This window comes from Mesorhizobium sp. CNPSo 4670 (assembly GCF_057784235.1).
In genome coordinates this window covers 120,386-138,325 of sequence record NZ_JBWJFQ010000009.1, presented here as the reverse complement: position 1 = coordinate 138,325, position 17,940 = coordinate 120,386, and the positions used below count along the sequence as shown (strand labels likewise).

The 17,940-nt window shown below is 64.3% G+C and carries 16 protein-coding genes and 1 pseudogene; 10 read left to right on the top strand and 7 right to left on the bottom strand.

Annotation, left to right across the window (positions count from 1 at the left end):
- Positions 1–5: 5 nt before the first annotated feature.
- Positions 6–1,289: a nucleotide disphospho-sugar-binding domain-containing protein gene (locus AC0ZT5_RS17085; RefSeq protein WP_488497371.1), complete on the bottom strand. Its 1,284-nt coding sequence runs from the start codon at positions 1,287–1,289 to the stop codon at positions 6–8.
- A 10-nt stretch (positions 1,290–1,299) separates the two neighbouring features.
- Positions 1,300–2,238, bottom strand: a complete 939-nt coding sequence (locus AC0ZT5_RS17080) for a GntR family transcriptional regulator (RefSeq protein WP_488497370.1) — start codon at positions 2,236–2,238, stop codon at positions 1,300–1,302.
- 231 nt (positions 2,239–2,469) lie between these two features.
- On the opposite strand from AC0ZT5_RS17080, the gene AC0ZT5_RS17075 reads away from it, so the two are divergent.
- The 9 genes from AC0ZT5_RS17075 (at position 2,470) to AC0ZT5_RS17035 (ending at position 10,233) form a co-directional block, all read left to right on the top strand.
- Positions 2,470–3,537 (top strand): polyamine ABC transporter substrate-binding protein, encoded by a 1,068-nt coding sequence (locus AC0ZT5_RS17075; protein ID WP_457152144.1) that lies wholly within the window; start codon positions 2,470–2,472, stop codon positions 3,535–3,537.
- A gap of 99 nt (positions 3,538–3,636) precedes the next feature.
- Positions 3,637–4,479 carry an ABC transporter permease gene (locus tag AC0ZT5_RS17070; RefSeq protein WP_457152152.1) on the top strand — a complete coding sequence of 281 codons (843 nt, stop codon included), beginning with the start codon at positions 3,637–3,639 and terminating at the stop codon, positions 4,477–4,479.
- A complete protein-coding gene (locus tag AC0ZT5_RS17065; RefSeq protein WP_488497369.1) occupies positions 4,472–5,266 on the top strand; it encodes an ABC transporter permease in 795 nt (264 codons plus the stop codon). Before AC0ZT5_RS17070 ends, AC0ZT5_RS17065 begins: the two co-directional genes overlap by 8 nt.
- A complete protein-coding gene (locus AC0ZT5_RS17060) occupies positions 5,263–6,336 on the top strand; it encodes an ABC transporter ATP-binding protein (protein ID WP_488497368.1) in 1,074 nt (357 codons plus the stop codon). Before AC0ZT5_RS17065 ends, AC0ZT5_RS17060 begins: the two co-directional genes overlap by 4 nt.
- Positions 6,337–6,348: 12 nt before the next feature.
- On the top strand, positions 6,349–7,623 hold the full coding sequence (locus AC0ZT5_RS17055; RefSeq protein WP_488497367.1) for a glycosyltransferase: 1,275 nt from the start codon (positions 6,349–6,351) through the stop codon (positions 7,621–7,623).
- Complete coding sequence (locus tag AC0ZT5_RS17050) at positions 7,620–7,970, top strand: cupin domain-containing protein (RefSeq protein ID WP_488497366.1); 351 nt, start codon at positions 7,620–7,622, stop codon at positions 7,968–7,970. Before AC0ZT5_RS17055 ends, AC0ZT5_RS17050 begins: the two co-directional genes overlap by 4 nt.
- A gap of 18 nt (positions 7,971–7,988) precedes the next feature.
- A complete protein-coding gene (locus tag AC0ZT5_RS17045) occupies positions 7,989–8,330 on the top strand; it encodes a cupin domain-containing protein (protein ID WP_488497365.1) in 342 nt (113 codons plus the stop codon).
- A gap of 29 nt (positions 8,331–8,359) precedes the next feature.
- Complete coding sequence (locus tag AC0ZT5_RS17040; protein WP_095084091.1) at positions 8,360–8,704, top strand: cupin domain-containing protein; 345 nt, start codon at positions 8,360–8,362, stop codon at positions 8,702–8,704.
- A gap of 20 nt (positions 8,705–8,724) precedes the next feature.
- Positions 8,725–10,233: an aldehyde dehydrogenase family protein gene (locus tag AC0ZT5_RS17035; protein ID WP_488497364.1), complete on the top strand. Its 1,509-nt coding sequence runs from the start codon at positions 8,725–8,727 to the stop codon at positions 10,231–10,233.
- A 41-nt stretch (positions 10,234–10,274) separates the two neighbouring features.
- Here the strand turns inward: AC0ZT5_RS17035 and bla are convergent, their stop codons facing one another.
- The gene (gene bla / locus AC0ZT5_RS17030; RefSeq protein WP_488497363.1) at positions 10,275–11,162 is read right to left on the bottom strand and encodes a class A beta-lactamase; all 888 of its coding nucleotides are present in this window, start codon (positions 11,160–11,162) and stop codon (positions 10,275–10,277) included.
- Positions 11,163–11,266: 104 nt separating this feature from the next.
- On the opposite strand from bla, the pseudogene AC0ZT5_RS17025 reads away from it, so the two are divergent.
- A pseudogene (locus AC0ZT5_RS17025) lies at positions 11,267–12,153 on the top strand (LysR family transcriptional regulator).
- 65 nt (positions 12,154–12,218) lie between these two features.
- Here the strand turns inward: AC0ZT5_RS17025 and AC0ZT5_RS17020 are convergent.
- From AC0ZT5_RS17020 to AC0ZT5_RS17005, 4 genes are all read right to left on the bottom strand, one after another.
- Positions 12,219–14,285 carry a 3-hydroxyacyl-CoA dehydrogenase NAD-binding domain-containing protein gene (locus tag AC0ZT5_RS17020; RefSeq protein WP_488497362.1) on the bottom strand — a complete coding sequence of 689 codons (2,067 nt, stop codon included), beginning with the start codon at positions 14,283–14,285 and terminating at the stop codon, positions 12,219–12,221.
- Between the two features lie 229 nt (positions 14,286–14,514).
- On the bottom strand, positions 14,515–15,462 hold the full coding sequence (locus AC0ZT5_RS17015; RefSeq protein ID WP_488497361.1) for an ABC transporter permease: 948 nt from the start codon (positions 15,460–15,462) through the stop codon (positions 14,515–14,517).
- Positions 15,463–15,464: 2 nt separating this feature from the next.
- The gene (locus AC0ZT5_RS17010; RefSeq protein WP_488497360.1) at positions 15,465–16,445 is read right to left on the bottom strand and encodes an ABC transporter permease; all 981 of its coding nucleotides are present in this window, start codon (positions 16,443–16,445) and stop codon (positions 15,465–15,467) included.
- Position 16,446: 1 nt separating this feature from the next.
- Positions 16,447–17,916 (bottom strand): sugar ABC transporter ATP-binding protein, encoded by a 1,470-nt coding sequence (locus tag AC0ZT5_RS17005; protein WP_488497359.1) that lies wholly within the window; start codon positions 17,914–17,916, stop codon positions 16,447–16,449.
- Positions 17,917–17,940 lie beyond the last annotated feature (24 nt).

Sequence of the window (17,940 nt, the reverse complement as noted above, 5' to 3'; positions counted from 1 at the left end):
TTCGTTCATGTCCGTATCACAGAGAGTATGGCTTGCGCGGCCACATCCGTTCCGGGTTTCAGCGCCATATGGGTTGCATTGTCCCTTAGGCGGGCGCGCATTGCGTCGTCGGCCAGCAGGCCGAGAATGGCTTTCTCCAATACTCCTTCGGTCCAGGCATCACGGCCGATATGGTCGCCAACGCCGGTCTCCACGGCGCGTCGGCCATTGTCGTGCCCGTCCCAGCAATAGGGCATGATCAGCGACGGCACGCCGAAGCGCAGCGCTTCGCAAAAGCTGTTATTGCCGCCGTGGTGGATGAACAGGTCTGATTTCGCCACCACCGATGGCTGCGGAAACCAGGCGTCGAGGTAGACATTGTCGGGCACAGCGCGATAGGCGTCGCGCAGTCCTCCGGCATTGACGATGAAGCGGGCCGGCAGCCTATCGAACACGGAGAGCATCCGCTCGATCAGGCCGACATCCATGGCGCCGAGACTGCCGAAGCTGAGATAGACCAATGGCCCCTCATTGCGCGGGAACACCGGCACCTGGAACGGTCCTTCCGAACGCACGCAGCCTTCGAGATAGACGAAGCGGGCCGGGTCGAGCGGCTCGGCGCGCTCGCGGCGCACGATCGTCGGTGTCAGCAAAAGGTTGAGGTCTGGCGAGGCTTCGAGAAACAGGCCCTTCGGCAGCGGCGCCAGGCCGGCATCGGTGCGGAAGCGGTTGAAGCGGTCATGCGCGGGCGCCGAGGCCTTGAGATAGCGGGCCTCGAACGCCGCGCGTTGCGGGTCGTCGGCGCCAAGCCCCGACAGATAGGGGGGCACCCGCGCGTCCGGAAGCTCGGTCTCGGCGCAGGAAACGACGCGCACCCATGGGCAGCCGGCGGCAGCGATCGCCGGGAACATGATGACATTGTCGAGCACCACGGCGTCCGGTTTCAGCCGCGCCAGCAATTGGCGCAGCGGCGCTTCGGCGTTGACCGCGGTGTCGACGATCGCCTGCCAGGTCGGCGCGACATAGGTTTCCAGCTGGTCGATGGGGCTCAGCCTGAAATGCGGCAGATGCCTGCGCACGAACGCCTGCCAGTAGCTCTGTCGATCGCTGTCGCTCAGCGGCTCGTCGGTTGGCAGCTGGTATTCCTGAAAACCATAGTCGGCAAAGACACCGGAGAAGCCGGCATGACAGATGAAAACAGGCCGGGCGCCGTTCGCCCGTAGCGCCTGCGCGATGCCGACGCAATTCAACGCCGCGCCGAAACTCGCTTCGGGAAACAGCGCGATGGTCGGGCTGGCTTTTCGCGTCAATTAATCCTCGTCATTCCGGCCGGCTGATCATGCCGAACAGGGCGGGCGCCCCGCGACTGGCCGCTTGCGGTCGCTGGTTGCGGGAGAGCCGCAGGTGAATGCGAAGCAGATCGGCAGCCACCTCATACTGCCGGCTTTCAAGATGGTCGAGTATGTTCAGGTGCTCACGCAGCGATTGCCGCAGCCGGAAGACGTTGACGCCGGCATAGATGCCCGGCAGCCGGCGCAGCCTGAGGTGATCGGCCAACGCGTCGGCCACGAAGCGATTGGCAGAGCCCTCCGCCAGCATGCCGTGAAAATCGATGTCCAGCCGCTGGAACTCGCGTGTGTCGAATGCGGCGTCCGGCAGCGCCAACAGCGCTTCCATGCCTTGGCGCAATGCCGCGGCCCGTGCGCCGTTGAGCCGGAAGCCGGGGGTCAGGATGGCGGCGGGCTCCAGCAGCAAGCGGTACTCATAGCTTTCGCCTTGCGCCTCCGGGTCGTCAGGCGCGCGGCGGAAGAGCCAGGACTGGCCGGGCGCACGGTCGAGCAGATTCTCTTCCGTTAGTCTGTTAAGCGATTTTAGTACCGTCTTGCGTTCAGCATTATACCGCCGCATCAACCCGGCGACGGTCACCGTCTGGTCCAGCCGCCGCGCCGACCGGTCGCGCAGGATCGCCTCGGCGAGTTCGTCCTCCTCGGTAAGCGGCAATTCAGCGGCAACGGCCGGCTGGCTCGTGAGGTCGACGGCAAGGTGATAGCCGGAATCCGCCTCCCAACGCACAACGCCCTGTTCCACAAGCAGGCTAAGCGCTGCTCGTACCGGCGTGCGCGACACATTGCACAGCGAGGCGATCTGCTGTTCCGGCAGGCGCGCGCCGGGTTCGAAGCCGCGCTGCCGGGCCACATCCAGGATGCGCTGCGCCAGGTCGAGGTGGTTGGTGCGGGGTCGTCGGGCGGCGGCTTGCATGACAATGCTCGTGAACGGACATGACCTATATGCTTTGACCGATCGGCTTCACGGACGCAATCGGCCAGATTCCACGGTCGCTTGGCAAATTATGGATTGACGTACTTTTTTCTGCAATAGTACTGTCAGGACAATCGGCACAAAAAAAGACCGAGGGAACAGGATCGAGGCGGCGGCATGGGTCGCCGCCGGCGAATGAATTCGACGATCAACCAGAATGGGGAACCTGTCATGACCGCCACCACTCTCTTGCGGCACCGTTCGCTGAAGATGCCGTCAATCGCACTTGGCCTGGCCTTGGCGCTGGCCGCACCCGCGGCTGCGGCCGACCTGGTCATTTCCAACTGGGACGGCTACATGGCGCCCGACGCCATGGCTGCCTTCAAGACCGCCACCGGCGTCGCCGGCGAAGTGGTTGTCCATGCCACCAATGAAGAGATCATGGGCAAGCTCATCGCCGCCGGCGGCAAGGGCTATGACGTGGTCTTCGTCTCCTCGCCCTTCGCCGAGGTGCTGAACAAGCTCGGCCTGACCGAGCCGATCGACCACGCCAAGGTGCCCAACCTCGCCAACCTCTACCCTGAAGCGACCAAGCTGCCGCATGATGTCGGCAACGCCTTTTCAGTCCCCTACACCTGGGGCACGACAGGCCTCTGCTACCGCTCCGACCTGGTGAAGGTGGCGCCGACCAGCTGGAGCGACCTTCTCGCCCCCTCCGACGACCTCAAGGGCAAAACCACCATGCTGGCGACCGACCGCTGGCTGCTGGCCGCGGGCCAGCTCGACAAGGGTTTTTCGGTCAACGAGACCGATCCGGCCAAGATGGCCGAAGTCAAGGATCTGCTGATCTCGGCCAAGAAGACCCTGCTCGCCTATGACGACACCACCTTCTATTCGAAGCTGGTTTCCGGGGAGGCGCTGATGGTGCAGGCATGGGACGGCTGGTGCAATTACGGCATCGCCGAGAAGCCCGAGATCAAATACGTCATCCCCAAGGAAGGGTCGGACCTGTGGGTCGACACGATGGTGGTGATGAAGGCTTCCGCCAACAAGGATGCGGCCTTCCAGTTCATCAACTTCATGCTCGACGCCAAGAACCATGCCTGGGCGGCGCAGAACATCGACTACAAGGTGCCGAACAAGCCGGCTATGGAAAGCCTGCCAGCCGATTTCCTGGCGAAATTCCCCAACATGGCGATGCCAGTAGCCGATCTCGTCAAGTTCGAGCAGCTGCGTGACGTCGGCGACGCCCAGCGCGACTATTCGAAGATCGTCAGCGAGATCAAGGCCGCGCAGTAAGCAGCGTCAAACCAGACATCACGGCCGGCGGCGCTTCTGCTGCCGGCCTTGAGCGGTACCCGAAAATTGTCCCAGACCCGACTTCGCTCCTCCTTGCTGATGGCCCCGGCGCTGGTCTGGCTGACCGCGCTGATGGTCGTGCCGTGCGCGCTGGTGCTGGCGCTCGCCTTCTTCCGCCGCGGCATCTATGGCGGCATCGAATACACCTTCACGCTGGAGAATTTCGGGCTGGTTTTCGACCCGCTCTATGCCGGCATCTTCCTCAAATCTGCACGCATCGCCGGCACGGCGACGCTGATCGCGGTGGTGATCGGCTATGCCGCCGCCTATGCCATATCAGCAGCACCGCGCCGGCTGCAGCCGGTGCTGCTGTTCTTCGCCGTGCTGCCGTTCTGGTCCAACTATCTGATCCGCACCTATGCCTGGATCGTGCTGCTCAACCGCGAGGGCCTGATCACCCAGCTGCTGCGCTGGTTCGGCTACACCGGCGAGCCGCCGTCGATGCTCTACACCGAAGGTGCCGTCATCGCCGGCCTGGTCTACAACTACCTGCCCTTCGTCATCCTCGCCTGCTACGCACCGCTGTCGCGTCTCAACCCAGAACTCGCCGAGGCTTCGCGTGACCTCGGCGCTTCGGCCATCACCACCTTTCGCCGTGTCATCCTGCCGCTGACCGTGCCCGGCATCGCCGCCGGCGCCGTGTTCGTCTTCGTGCTGTCGATCGGCAACTTCGTTACGCCGGCCCTGCTCGGCGGTGGCCGCTTCCAGATGATCGGCAATCTCGTCTACGACCAGTTCCTGACCGCCAATGACTGGCCCTTCGGCGCGGCGCTCGCCATGATGCTGATCGCCATCATGCTGCTGGTGCTGATGGCGCAGGCGCTGGCCGCCGATCGCGCCTCGGGCCGCGCCGCGCAAGTGAGCGGAGGCGCCGATGGCTGAGCGCTCTCCCGCCACGCGGCGCACGCTCTGGCTCGTACTGAGCCTGGTCTTCGCCTTCCTCTACATCCCGATTGCCGTGCTGGTGGCGCTGTCCTTCAACGAGGGCGGCCTGCCGACCGCATGGTCGGGCTTTTCGCTGAAATGGTATGTCTCGCTGGCCGGCAATTCCGCGATCCTCTCAGCGGCGCTCAACACGCTGATCGTGGCACTGGTGTCGACGGCCATCGCCACCCTGCTCGGCACGCTGCTGGCGATCGGCGTCGAGATGCGCCGACATTATGGCAAGGGCCTCGAGGCGCTGATCTTTGCGCCGATGATCATTCCCGACATCGTGCTGGCGATCGCGCTGCTGTCGTTCTTCTCCATGCTCAACCTGACCATGGGGCTGCACACCATCATCCTTGCCCATGTCGTGTTCAACCTCGCCTTCGTCTGTTCGGTGGTGCGTGCCCGGCTGAAAAGTTTCGACTGGTCGATTGTCGAGGCGTCCACTGACCTTGGCGCGTCCGCAGTGACCACCTTTCGGCGGGTGACATTGCCGGTCATCCTGCCGGCGGTCATCGCCGGCGCGCTGCTTGCGTTCACGCTGTCGGTCGACGAGTTCATCATCGCTTTCTTCACCGCCGGCGCCGGGCGCGCCTCGACCACGCTGCCGATGCAGATCTACGCGATGATCCGCTTCGGCATCACGCCAGAGATCAACGCGCTGGCGACCATCGTCATGGTGGTCTCGATCACCGCGCTGACCTTGTCGCAGCGGCTCAATCGAGGGGTCATCGGCCAATGAGCGAACCGCGCACGCTGCTGGCCATCGATCATGTGTCGAAGAATTTCGGCCGCGTGACCGCTGTCGAGGGCATCTCGCTCGACATCCGCGAGAACGAGTTCTTCGCCCTGCTCGGGCCTTCGGGCTGCGGCAAGACCACGCTGCTGCGCATGCTGGCCGGCTTCGAGACGCCGAATGACGGGCGCATCCTGCTCGACGGCCGCGACATCGCCAGGATCCCGCCCAACAAGCGGCCGGTCAATCTGATGTTCCAGTCCTATGCGCTGTTTCCGCATATGAGCGTCAGGGCCAACGTGTCCTACGGTCTGGAAATGGAGCGTTTGCCGGCTAGCGAAATCCGCTCCCGCGTCGATGCCATCCTGGCGACGACCGAACTCGTCCCCTTCGCCGACCGCAAGCCGGAGCAATTGTCGGGCGGCCAGAAGCAGCGTGTCGCGCTCGCCCGGGCTCTGGTCAAGCGACCCCGGCTGCTGCTGCTCGACGAACCGCTCGGCGCGCTCGACAAGAAGCTGCGCGGCGCCATGCAATTGGAATTGAAGCGCCTGCAGCACGAGGTCGGCATAACCTTCGTCATCGTCACCCACGATCAGGAAGAATCGCTTGTCATGGCCGACCGCATGGCCGTGCTCAAGGATGGCCGGTTGCTGCAATGCGACACCCCACATGCGGTCTATGAGCATCCCGCCGATCGTTTCGTCGCCGACTTCATCGGCGTGATGAATTTCGTGCCGGGCAAGGCAGTCGCCGATGGCGTGCTGGCCGCTAATGGCACGCGGATCGCCGGCAAGGTTCCCCCCAAGCTTGCGCCCGGTGCGTCCGCTGTCGCCTCGGTGCGACCCGAGCGCATCCGGCTGTTCCCGTCAGTGGAGACCGCCAACCGCACCACTGGCACGGTCGAGGCATTGGCCTATCAGGGGCTCGACCTGCAGCTGCATGTCCGCACCCCCCTGTCGCCAAAGCCATTCCTGGTGCGCGTCACCGCCGATGCCGCGGACCGGCGGCCGGTCTCGTCGGGCGACCAGGTCGAACTCGGCTGGGACGCCGCCGATGTCAGAATTTTCGCAGAGTGAAGGAGAAGCCTGATGGCGCAGAAGACGATCGCGTTTTTTCCCGAAGCGGCCTATGGCCCGGCGCTCAATTCCGTCGGCATCGCCCAGGCGGTCGAGGCGCGTGGGCACAAGGCGGTGTTCCTCTCCGATCCTGGCTTCGTCGACGTCTACAAGGGCTACGGCTTCGCAGCCCATCCGGTGAACCTGTCCGAGCCGATGCCGCCCGAGCAGATGGCCAAATTCTGGGAGGACTTCATCAACGGGCATATCCCGAACTTCCGCAAATCGCCCTATGACCAGGTCGACAATTACGTCAAGGATTGCTGGACGGCGATCGTCGACAGCGCCAAATGGGCGCAGAAGGATCTGCCGCGCGTTCTGGCTGGCATCAAGCCGGATGTCATCTGCGTCGACAACGTCATCCTGTTCCCGGCAATCAAGCAGTACGGCAAGCCGTGGGTGCGCGTCATCTCCTGCTCGGAAAACGAGATCGAGGACGAGGACATCCCACCGCATCTCTCCGGCTGCGGCGAGAACGACCATGCCGGGCACCAGCGCTATCGCGACCATTTCAACGCTGTGATCAAGCCGATCCATGACGACTTCAACGCCTTCCTCACCGCCAACAACGAGGCGCCCTATCCGATCGGCCAGTTCTTCGAGGCCTCGCCCTACCTCAACCTGCTGCTCTATCCCGAGGCGGCAAAATTCAAACGGCGCCATCCGCTCGATCCGGCAAAATTCCAATATCTCGAAGGCTGCGTGCGGCAGGAGAAACCCTACACGGTGCCGACCTTTGCAAAAAACAACGACGGCCCGCTGCTTTACGTTTCCTTCGGCAGCCTGGGCGCCGGCGATGTCGACCTGTTGAAGCGCATCATCGCGACGCTGGGCAAGACCCGCTACCGGGCGCTGGTCAATGTCGGCGGCTACAAGGACCAGTACACGGACGTGCCCGGCAACGTCATCGTCGAAAGCTGGTTCCCGCAGCCCTCGGTCATCCCGCAGGTCGATGCGGTGATCCACCATGGCGGCAACAACTCGTTTACCGAGTGCCTCTATTTCGGCAAGCCGGCCATCATCATGCCCTATGTCTGGGACGGCCACGACAACGCCACCCGCGTCGAAGAAACCGGCCACGGCTTCGGCATGCCGCGCTACGACTGGAACGATGCCGAGCTCGTCGCCAAGATCGAGGCCTGCCTGACCGATCCGGCGATGAAGGCCAGGCTGGCGAAGACCTCGGCGCAGACGCACGCGCAGAACGGCCCGGAAAAGGCAGCTGGGTTGCTGGAGGCGCTGCCGTGACCTCCTCCGCACCACACCTCCATCAGGCCTCGACCCGCACCGATCTCGTCGACTGGGGGGCCCAGCCGAATGCGCTGGACGGCGCGTCCCATTCCACCGGCAGGCTGGTGCACAAAGGGCCGAACAACCAGCCGGAATCCGGCATCTGGGTCTGCACGCCTGGCCGCTGGCGCCTTAGCATCCCGCGCGATGAATTGTGCCATTTCGTCGCCGGCCGCGCGACCTACAGGTCGAATGTCGGCGAAGTGATAGAAGTCAGTGCTGGAACCGTGGTCATGTTCCCGGCCGGCTGGGCGGGCGAATGCACCGTGCATGAAACCATGCGCAACGTCTACATGCTGGCCTGATCCTCGGAGCTTCACGATATGCCGACACCGCACTGGCAAAACGCCTCGACAGTGGACCTGGATGATTGGGGCGCGGGCAGCAACACGCTTGCCGGCTCGCCGCGGGCCTTCGGCAAAATCCTGTCGCAGAACCCGGATGGATCGAGCGAATGCGGCCTGTGGTCATGCACACCGGGCACACGGAAGGTCACCTTTCCTGCCGACGAGTTCTGCCATTTCCTGTCGGGACGCGGCAGCTATGTCCATGAGAACGGCGAAGATGTTCCGGTCGAGGCCGGCACGCTTGTGTTCTTCCCCGCCGGCTGGACCGGCATCTCCATCATCACCGAAACGCTGACCAAGGCTTTCATGTGCCGGTGAGCACCAATGCCATTCCAGGGAAAATCGATATGACAACACCGATCATGAAGTCCCCGCTCACTATTACCGACCTCGTCGACTGGGGCGTCATCCCGACGATGATCGAGGGCGAATCCCACACTTCGGGCAAGCTGCTGTACAAAGGGCCTGAAGGCCGTTCCGAATGCGGCCTGTGGGTGTGCACGCCAGGCAAATGGCACTGCCACGTCACCCGCGACGAGTTCTGCCACTTCCTTGAGGGCCGCTGCACCTATGTCCATGAATCCGGCGAGATCATCGAGATCGAGCCGGACACGGCGGCGTTCTTTCCGCAGGACTGGAAAGGCGTCTGCACCGTCCATGAGACGATCAAGAAGGTCTACATGATCCGCTGAGCGGGTCGGAGAGGATATCCATGCATTTCTCCCCTGACCGGCCGACCTTCTTCGTCAATCCCGATTACCGGCAGATGACCGGCGCGACGAAACCGGTAATCGACCCGGCGACGCTGGAAACGGTCGGTGCCATAGCCGCTGTGACAGATGGCGAGATCGATGCAGCGCTGACTGCCGCCACCAAGGCGCAGGCCGCCTGGAAAAGGCTCGACGCCAAGAGCCGCGCCAAGCACCTCCATGCCGTCGCCAATGCCATCGAAGCGGCCGACTTCACGCGTTGTGCCGAACTGATGGTGCGCGAGATGGGCAAGCCCTATCCGGAAGCCATCGGCGAGATCGCCAACTGCGCGCCGATCTTCCGCTACTATGCCGAGATGGCGCGCGACGATGCCGGCAAGATCGCCGGCACGACGCAGGCCGGGTCGTTCCAGTATGCGCGCTACGAGCCCTATGGCGTCTCCGTCCACATCATGCCTTACAATTTCCCGATCCTGCTGATGTGCTGGACAGTCGCGGCATCGCTCGCCGCCGGCAACGCCTGCGTCATCAAGCCGGCCGAGGCGACGACGCTGTCGACGCTCGATTACATGACCGTGTTCCGCTCGCTGCCGGAGGGGATGGTCTCCTGCCTGCCCGGCGGCGCTGCTACCGCGCAAGCGCTGATCGTTTCCGACCGCACCCATGCCGTCGCCTTCACCGGCTCGGTCGCCGCCGGCAAGGCGGTGGCGGTGGCTTGTGCCGAGCGCATGAAGCCGTGCGTCATCGAAGCCGGCGGTAGCGATCCGCTGATCATCAGCCAACACGCCCCGCTCGATGTCGCCGCGGCCGGCAGCGTCACCGCCGCCTTCCACCTCACCGGCCAGGTCTGCACCTCGGCCGAGCGCTTCTTCGTCGTCGACGCGGTGCATGACTGCTTTGTCGACCTGTTCGCCGAAAGGACACGCGCGCTGCGCATCGGCAACGGCATGGACAAGACCGAGATCGGCCCGTTGGTCAGCGAAGTCGCGCGGGCGAAAGTGATGCGCCTTGTTGACGATGCCATTCGCAACGGTGCCAGGGCGGTCACCGGCGGCCGCATCCCGCCCGCACACAACACGGGCTGGTTCTACGAGCCAACGATCCTGACCGGCGTCACTCCTGATATGGCCATCGTACGCGAAGAGTGCTTCGGCCCGGTCGCGGCGATCTGCCGGGTCAAGGATTTCGACGAGGCGATCCGGCTTGCCAATGACAGCCCGTTCGGGCTCGGCGCCTCGGTGTTCACCACCGATCTGGCCGAGGCGCATGAGGCCGCCGAGCGGCTCGAGGCCGGCATGGTCTGGGTCAACAACCCGCTGATCGACAATGACGCCTTGCCCTTCGGCGGCTGGAAGGCTTCAGGCCTTGGCCGCGAGCTCGGACGCCAGGGGCTGGACGCCTTCCGTCGCTCGAAGATGGTGATCATCGACCACAAACCGACGATCCAGGACTGGTGGTATCCCTACCCCGACAGCTGGTTCCGCGAGACCGGCGGCCGCAAACATGTATGAGGGCAGCGGCCCGGCAACACCGCGCCGCCCGATACAGAGATTTACACCGCGATCGCTTCGACCAACGCGCGCGAGACAGAGGCAATGACGGCGTTGCGCTTGGCCAGACTCTGTTTCGTGCCGGTCAGATAGATCGACATCAAAATCGGGTTGCCGGAAGCCGGCCAGATGACGGCTGCGTCGTTGGTGCTGCCGCGCGCGCCCGTTCCGGTCTTGTCGCCGCATGTCCAGCCTTTCGGCAGTGCCGCCCTTATGCGCTCGTCGCCGGTCTTGTTCGCCACCAGCCAATCGACAAGCTGCGCCCGGCCCTTCTTCGACAGGCTGTTGCCGATCGTCAGCCGTTCGAAATTGTCGGCCATGGCCAGCGGTGAGGTCGTGTCGCGCGCGTCACCCGGCAGCGACTCGTTCAGCTCCGGCTCGATCCGGTCCAGCCTGGTCACCTTGTCTCCGATCGAACGCAGATAGGCCGTCAACTGCGCCGGCCCGCCAAAGGACTCCAGCAACAGATTGGCCGCCCCATTGTCGCTGACCGTCACGGCGGCCTCGCAAAGCTGCGCCACCGTCATCTCGCCGCCGGCATGTTTCTTGGTCGTCGGAGAGTTCGCGATGACGGCGTCGTGCGGCATCTTGATGCTCCGGTCGAGCTGCTCGATGCCGCCATCGACCCGATGCAGGATGAACGCCGCCGCGAGTGCCTTGAAGGTGCTGCACATGGGGAACAACTCGTCCTCACGATAGCCGAATTGCGCGGTCGTTCCGGAGATCCGGCAGGCCACGCCGAGCCGGCCGCCGCTTTTCGCCTCGATCCGCCTTATTTTCGGCAAGACCCCATCAAATTTTGTCGGGCTCGTTGCCGCCTTCGCAATGGCGCCAACCGGGGCCGTCAAAACCACCGCGAGACCACTGATGAAACTGCGTCTGCTTGTCATGTCCACACTCTCTGTCGCCCCGCGCAGCAGAACTGGACCGGATCCGGCGCCATCGCAAACGAGTAAACATCGCCCCCGCCATAAGAAAAATTAGGGCTGGGATGATGAAGCGATCGCACCTCCCGTTGAATGGCTTGCGCGCCTTCGAGGCATCTGCAAGGCATCTCAGTTTCACCGGCGCCGGCCTCGAACTGCGCGTCACCCAGGCCGCCGTCAGCCATCAGATCAAGGGCCTCGAAGAGGTCCTTGGAATCAGGCTTTTTCGCCGATTGCCGCACGGCCTCGCTTTGAGCGAAGAAGGCGAGGCTCTGTTGCCGGTACTGAGCGACGCGTTCAACAGGATCAGCGTCACGCTCGACCGCTTCGAGGGTGGCCGCTTCAACGACATCGTCACCATCGGTGTCGTCGGCACTTCGCGTCGGGATGGCTGATTCCCAGATTGCCGGCATTTCACCAGGCCTATCCGGACATCGAGCTGCGCATCTCGACCAACAACAACCGGGTCAATCTCGCCGCCGACGGTCTCGACTTTGCCATCCGTTTCGGCGATGGCTCCTGGCAGGGCACCGAGAACACACCGTTGCTGCCGGGCGCCTTCTCGCCGGCCTGCACGCCCGACATCGCCGCGCGTCTGCGCGACCCGTCCGATCTCGCGCGCGAAACGCTGCTATGCTCCTACCGGGAAGACGAATGGTTGCGCTGGTTCGAGACGGCAGGGTGCCATTGCCCGCCGATCAAGGGCATCGTCTTCGACTCATCGGTCACCATGGCGAACGCTGCCGTCCAGGGCGCCGGAGTGGCGCTGCTGCCGATTTCGATGTTCAGCCGCGAGCTCTGTTCGGCTGAGCTGGTGCAGCCTTTCGACTGCACGGTCGACGTCGGCCGATATTGGCTGTCGGCACGGCGCAGGCGCCAGAACTCGCAGGCAATGATGATCTTCGCTGACTGGTTGAAGGCCGAGACGGAGTGCAATTCCAGGAAAAGTGTGTAGCGGTTTCCGTCTAGAATTGCGTCAAACCAAAGAGATAGAGCGGGTCAGCGTTTCCGGAGAACGCTCTAGCCCCCGGCTTCCCAGGAGCCGATTTCGGCCATCCGCCTGAGCAATGGCGCCACCTTGAACACGTCCTTGCCGGTCCGCTGATGCCAATAGTCGAGCCGCTCGATGAGCTTGGCCAGCCCTTCGAGGCCGGCCCAAAACATCGGGCCGCCCTTGCCGACGGGAAAGCCGTAGCCATTGGCCCAGACGACATCGATGTCGGACGCGCGGGCCGCGATCCCTTCCTCCAAAATCCTGGCGCCCTCGTTGACCAAGGGATAGAGCGTGCGTTCGATGATTTCTTCCGCGCCGATCGCGCGCGGCACGATGCCCTTCTCGGCCGCCTTGTCGCGGATCAGCGCCTCGACTTGCGGATCGGTGACCGGCGTGCGCGCGCCGGCCTCGTAGAGATAGAAACCACGGCCGGTCTTCTGGCCGAAACGGCCCTGTTCGCACAGCGTGTCGGCGATCACGGCCGTCTGGCCGCGCGCCTTGCGGTTGCGCCAGCCAATGTCGAGGCCAGCGAGATCGCCCATCTGGAACGGCCCCATCGGCCAGCCGAAATCGGTGAACGCCTGGTCGATCTGGCGCGGCGTTGCGCCCTCCAGCAGAAGCGTCTCGGATTCGGCGCCACGCGCCGCCAGCATGCGGTTGCCGACGAAGCCGTGGCAGACGCCGACGACGACAGCCACCTTGCCGATCCGCCGCGCCAGATCGACGACGCTCGCCAGCGCATCGGGTGCGGTCTTCTCGGCCCGCACGATCTCCAAGAGCTTCATGACATTGGCCGGCGAAAAGAAATGCAGGCCGAGCACATCCTGCGGGCGCGAGGTCGAGGCGGCGATTTCGTTGATGTCGAGATAGGAGGTATTGGTGGCGAGGATAGCGCCGGGCTTGACCACGGCGTCGAGCTTGCCGAAGACCTCCTTCTTGACCGCCATCTCCTCGAACACCGCCTCGACGATCAGGTCACAATCGGCGAGATCGGCATAGTCGGTGGAACCTTTGAACTGGGCGAGCCGCTGCCGCCTGGCATCTTCGGTCAATGAGCCGCGCGTGACGGAAACTGCATAGTTCCGCTCGATGGTCGCCAATCCGCGCTGTAGCGCCTCCTGGCTGGTCTCCAGCAAGGTGACGGGATAGCCGCCATTGGCGAAGGCCATGGCGATGCCACCGCCCATCGTGCCGGCGCCGATGACGCCGATGCGGGCAATCCTGCGCTTGACGAGATCTTTGCCGGGAACCTTTGCCGCTTCACGTTCGGCGAAGAACAGATGGCGTTGCGCGCGCGACTGGTCGCTGGTGACAAGCTTCACGAACAGCGCGCGTTCCGCCGCCAGCGCCTCATCGAAGTGCAGCGTGACGGCATTGCGCACCGCCTGCGCACACGCGATCGGTGCCTCGAGGCCGCGCGCTTTTTTGGCGAGATCCGCTGCCTCGGCCTCGAAAGTCGCGAAGTCGGTTGCCTTGAGCTCTTCATCGCGATCGCGCACCGGCGTGAAAGGACCACCCTTGCGGGCTATTTCCCTGGCGAAGTTCACGGCATGTGCAGTCAGACCGCCTTCGAAGACGGCATCGACCAGACCGGTGGCATGCGCCTCTTCAGCACCGATCGGCGCCCCGGAAACGATCATCTTGAGCGCCTTCACCGCTCCGACCAGACGTGGCAGCCGCACCGTGCCGCCGCCGCCCGGCAAGAGACCGAGCTTCACCTCCGGCAGGCCGAGCCTGGCGCCGGCGTCGGCGACGCGGAAATGGCAGCCTAGCGCCAGCTCCAGGCCACCGCCCAGCGCGGTGCCGTGGATGGCGGCGATCGTCGGCTTGGCGATGGTTTCCAGCGTTGCCACGATGGCGCGCAGTTCGGGCTGCTGCACCGGCTTGCCGAATTCGGTGATGTCGGCGCCGGCAACGAAAGTTCGGCCGGCACAGACGATGACGATCGCGGCGACCGACGGATCATCCCGCAACCCAACGAGAGCCTGCATCAGCGGTTCGCGAACATGAAAACTCAGCGCATTGACCGGCGGATTGTCGATGGTGACGATGGCGACATCGCCGTCGCGGCTGACCTTCAGGAAATCGGACACGCAAACCTCCCAGCATTGGTGAGCGGCTTAGAGCATGATGCCGAAAAGTGTGAAGCGGTTTTCGGACGACATCATGCTCTATATCTTTGAGTTAGACCGCGCGCACGGGATTTACAGTGCCACGACGCCGATGGGAACCGGGTGCCGGCCTGGCACAATTATTACCGGCCTTGACGTGCTCCTGCGCTGCCGGCAGCCTCCGCCGCCACCACGCTGCGCGCCATCGCAACTACCGGAGCGCCTTCTGCCCACCAGCGGCCGTGATGACACCGACAATGATCAGCCCGGTCAGCAGCAGCCGCACGCCGGCGCTGACACCGAACGTGTTGAGCATGGTCAAAAGCAGCACCAGGAACAGCGCCGCACCCCAGACGCCCGGCACGTTGGCCTTGCCACCGGCCACCGATGTGCCGCCGATGACGACGACGGCGATCGAGGCCAGCAGATACTCGTTGCCGATATCGACATTGGCGCCACGGAAATAGCCGGCGAGCAGCGCCCCGTCGATGCCACCGAGCGCCCCGGACAGCGTATAGGTGAGGAAGCGAATGCGGCCGACATTGACGCCGGCAAGCCACGCCGCGCGGATGTTCTGGCCGATCGCCAGCACCGAGCGGCCATAGATCATGCGTTGCAGCGCGATAGCAGCACCGATGGTGAACAGCACGGTAAGGATCGCCAGCACCGGAATGCCCAGCACCTGCCAGTTGGCGAAATCGGCGAAGCCGGGCGGCGGCTTGATCTGCAGCCCGCGCCCATAGCTGATGTCGATCGACTGGATGATGAAGCTGGCCGACAGCGTGGCGATGATCGGCGGGATGCGTAGCGCCCAGATCAGCAAATAGTTGGCGGCGCCGATCGCGGCACCCGTGGCGAGCGCCGCCAAAAGCCCGACCACGATCATGGCATCGCTGCCGTCCATCACCTTCATGGCGACGGCGCTGGCAAGGCCGATATTGGCCGGCAGCGACAGATCGACATTGCCCGGCCCAAGCGTGATGACGAACATCTGGCCGATGCCGACAATGACGGTGAACACCGCCAGCGACAGCGCCGCCGTGACCATGCCGCCGGCGCCATAACCGCCGGTGAAGGCGATCGTCGCCAGCCACACCAGCAAGGCACCGAGGAACGACCAGATCCAGGGTTTGGCAAGCAGTGGTTTCAATGCGGCCATGGCTACCTCTCCCTGCGGCTGATCAGGACGCGGGCCGCCAGCACGATGATCAGGATGGCGCCATTGGCGGCCACCTGCCAGTCGGGCGGAATGTGCATGAAGGTGAGCAGCGGCGAGGCGGCCAGCGCCAGCGTAAGCGCACCGATCACCGCACCGATCGGCGACACCCGGCCACCGACGAATTCGCCGCCGCCGAGGATGACGCCGGCAATCGCCAGCAGCGTATAGCCATTGCCGATATTGGCATCGGCCGAGGTGGTGATGCCGATCAGCGCCATGCCGGACAGCACGCCGAACAGGCCAGCCAGCGCAAACAGCACGATCTTGGTCTTGAGCAGTGACCAGCCGGCGCGCCCGAGTGCTGCCGGATTGCCGCCGGAACCGCGCAGGATCACGCCGTAGGAGGTGCGCATCAGCCCGAAATGGACAATGAGGCCGATCAGCAGCGCGGCGATGATCGGGAACGGCACGAGAGGCGGCTTGAACGCCATGAACGCCAGCAGCCAGTCCGGCGCCTTGCCGCCGGGTTTGGGCAGGACGAGAATGGCCAACCCCTGCCAGACGAAGCTCATGCCCAGCGTCACCACGATCGAGGGCAGGTTGCGCAGATGGATCAGCGCGCCGAGCAAGGCATAGACACCGATCGACCCGAGCAGGATCAAGACACCGATCAGCGGCGCGTCCTTCAGCCAGGTCGCGGTCACGCAGCCGACAAAGCCGACGAAGGTGCCGATCGATAGGTCGAGTTCGTTGCCGGCGATGACGAACATCTGCGCGATCGTGGCCAGGGCGATCGGGATCGCCAGGTTCAGCATCAGGCTGAAGCCGAAATAGCTGATGGCGCGCGGATTGAGCCAGGCGATGGCGAGCAGCACAAGCGCCAGCGACAGCGCCGGCAACAATCCGCGCAGCAGGCGGGCGCGTGCCAGCGCGCCACGCTCGGCAGAACTCTTGGCGGTGGTTTCTAGGCTGGCGGCCGTCATCTCACGCCGCATCGCCGAACGAGGACTGGATGATCTTCTCTTCGGTCAATTCGTCGCGGCCCAGATTGGCGACGATGCGGCCGTTCTTGAAGACATAGATGTGGTCGCAATTGTCGAGCTCTTCGGTTTCCGTGGTGTACCAGAGGAAGGTGCGGCCGCGGCGGGCCTCTTCCTGTACGAGGTCATAGACCTCCAGTTTGGTGCCTATATCGACGCCGCGCATCGGGTCGTCCATCAGCACGATCTGCGCGTCCGAGCCAAGCGCCCGGGCAAACAGCGCCTTCTGCTGGTTGCCACCCGACAGCGAGAAGATGTTATTGTTCATGTCCGGCGTGCGGATGCCGATCTTCTTTTGCCAGACTGCAGCGAGCTCGGCCTCGCGCTGCGGCGAGATCAACAGCCCGTTGCGCAAACGCGCCAGCGAGCGGATGCCGATATTCTGCGCAATCGACCATTGCGGGAAGATGCCGTCCGACTGGCGGTCGCCGGCCACCAGCGCCACCGGCGCGGTGACCTCGATACCGGCTCGGGCCCGCGATGCAGCAGCGAAGATCGCCAGCAACAGGTCGGTCTGGCCATGGCCCGCCAGACCGGCCAGGCCGATGATCTCGCCGGCACGGGCGACAAGGTCGGTGCCGTCCTTCTGCACGGCGGGTCGCGCCCGCACCCGCAGCGCGCTGGCCCCTGGTTTGGCGTGGGCGACTTGCGCCGCGATCTTCTGGCGCGCTTCCGCCCCGCCCATCGCCGTCACCAGCCGGTCGCGGTCGAAGGCACCAGCGGCGTCGGCGACAACCACCTTGCCGTCGCGCATCACCACGATGCGATCGGCATTCCGCAACACCTCGCCCAGCACATGCGAGATCAGGATGCAGCTTTTGCCGCCGGCGACGAAGCGGCGCACGAAGGCCAACAACTGTCCTGCCGTGTGCGCGTCGAGCGACGATGTCGGCTCGTCCAGGATGACGAGGTCGAGCCGATCCTGCGTGACCGTGAAGGCGCGCGCCACCTCGACCATCTGGCGCCGGCCGATCGACAGGTCGCCGACGATGTCAGACGCCGAGATGCTGTGACCAGGAAAGATCTCGTCGAGCTTGGCGGCGATCAGTTCGGCAGCCTTGCGCCGCCAGCCGAAGCCGCGCAGCGAGGCATGGTTGATGCGCGTGTTTTCGGCGACGCTGAGATTGGGACACAACGACAGTTCCTGGAACACGCAGCGTATGCCCAGTTGCTGTGCCCGCGACACCGAGTAATTGTCCTCGATGCCGCCATGCACGCCGATCTGGCCGCTGTCGGGCACGAGCGTGCCCGCAACCATGTGCATCAGCGTCGACTTACCGGCGCCATTGTGGCCGACAAGCCCGACGCATTCGCCCGGGCCAACGTGGAAATCCACGCCGCCCAGCGCGCGAACGGCGCCGAAGTGTTTTTCGGCGCCGTTCAGTCTGATGATGTCAGCGTTCCCTGCAACCATGCTCAACGATATCCGCTCGACGAT

Excerpts from the sequence above, each read along its gene's own strand:
- bla (WP_488497363.1), bottom strand. The coding sequence starts at position 11,162 with ATGACAAGCAGACGCAGTTTCATCAGTGGTCTCGCGGTGGTTTTGACG.
- AC0ZT5_RS17070 (WP_457152152.1), top strand. The coding sequence starts at position 3,637 with ATGGCCCCGGCGCTGGTCTGGCTGACCGCGCTGATGGTCGTGCCGTGC.
- AC0ZT5_RS17035 (WP_488497364.1), top strand. The coding sequence starts at position 8,725 with ATGCATTTCTCCCCTGACCGGCCGACCTTCTTCGTCAATCCCGATTAC.
- AC0ZT5_RS17075 (WP_457152144.1), top strand. The coding sequence starts at position 2,470 with ATGACCGCCACCACTCTCTTGCGGCACCGTTCGCTGAAGATGCCGTCA.
- AC0ZT5_RS17060 (WP_488497368.1), top strand. The coding sequence starts at position 5,263 with ATGAGCGAACCGCGCACGCTGCTGGCCATCGATCATGTGTCGAAGAAT.
- AC0ZT5_RS17080 (WP_488497370.1), bottom strand. The coding sequence starts at position 2,238 with ATGCAAGCCGCCGCCCGACGACCCCGCACCAACCACCTCGACCTGGCG.
- AC0ZT5_RS17040 (WP_095084091.1), top strand. The coding sequence starts at position 8,360 with ATGACAACACCGATCATGAAGTCCCCGCTCACTATTACCGACCTCGTC.
- AC0ZT5_RS17065 (WP_488497369.1), top strand. The coding sequence starts at position 4,472 with ATGGCTGAGCGCTCTCCCGCCACGCGGCGCACGCTCTGGCTCGTACTG.
- AC0ZT5_RS17045 (WP_488497365.1), top strand. The coding sequence starts at position 7,989 with ATGCCGACACCGCACTGGCAAAACGCCTCGACAGTGGACCTGGATGAT.
- AC0ZT5_RS17015 (WP_488497361.1), bottom strand. The coding sequence starts at position 15,462 with ATGGCCGCATTGAAACCACTGCTTGCCAAACCCTGGATCTGGTCGTTC.
- AC0ZT5_RS17055 (WP_488497367.1), top strand. The coding sequence starts at position 6,349 with ATGGCGCAGAAGACGATCGCGTTTTTTCCCGAAGCGGCCTATGGCCCG.
- AC0ZT5_RS17005 (WP_488497359.1), bottom strand. The coding sequence starts at position 17,916 with ATGGTTGCAGGGAACGCTGACATCATCAGACTGAACGGCGCCGAAAAA.
- AC0ZT5_RS17010 (WP_488497360.1), bottom strand. The coding sequence starts at position 16,445 with ATGACGGCCGCCAGCCTAGAAACCACCGCCAAGAGTTCTGCCGAGCGT.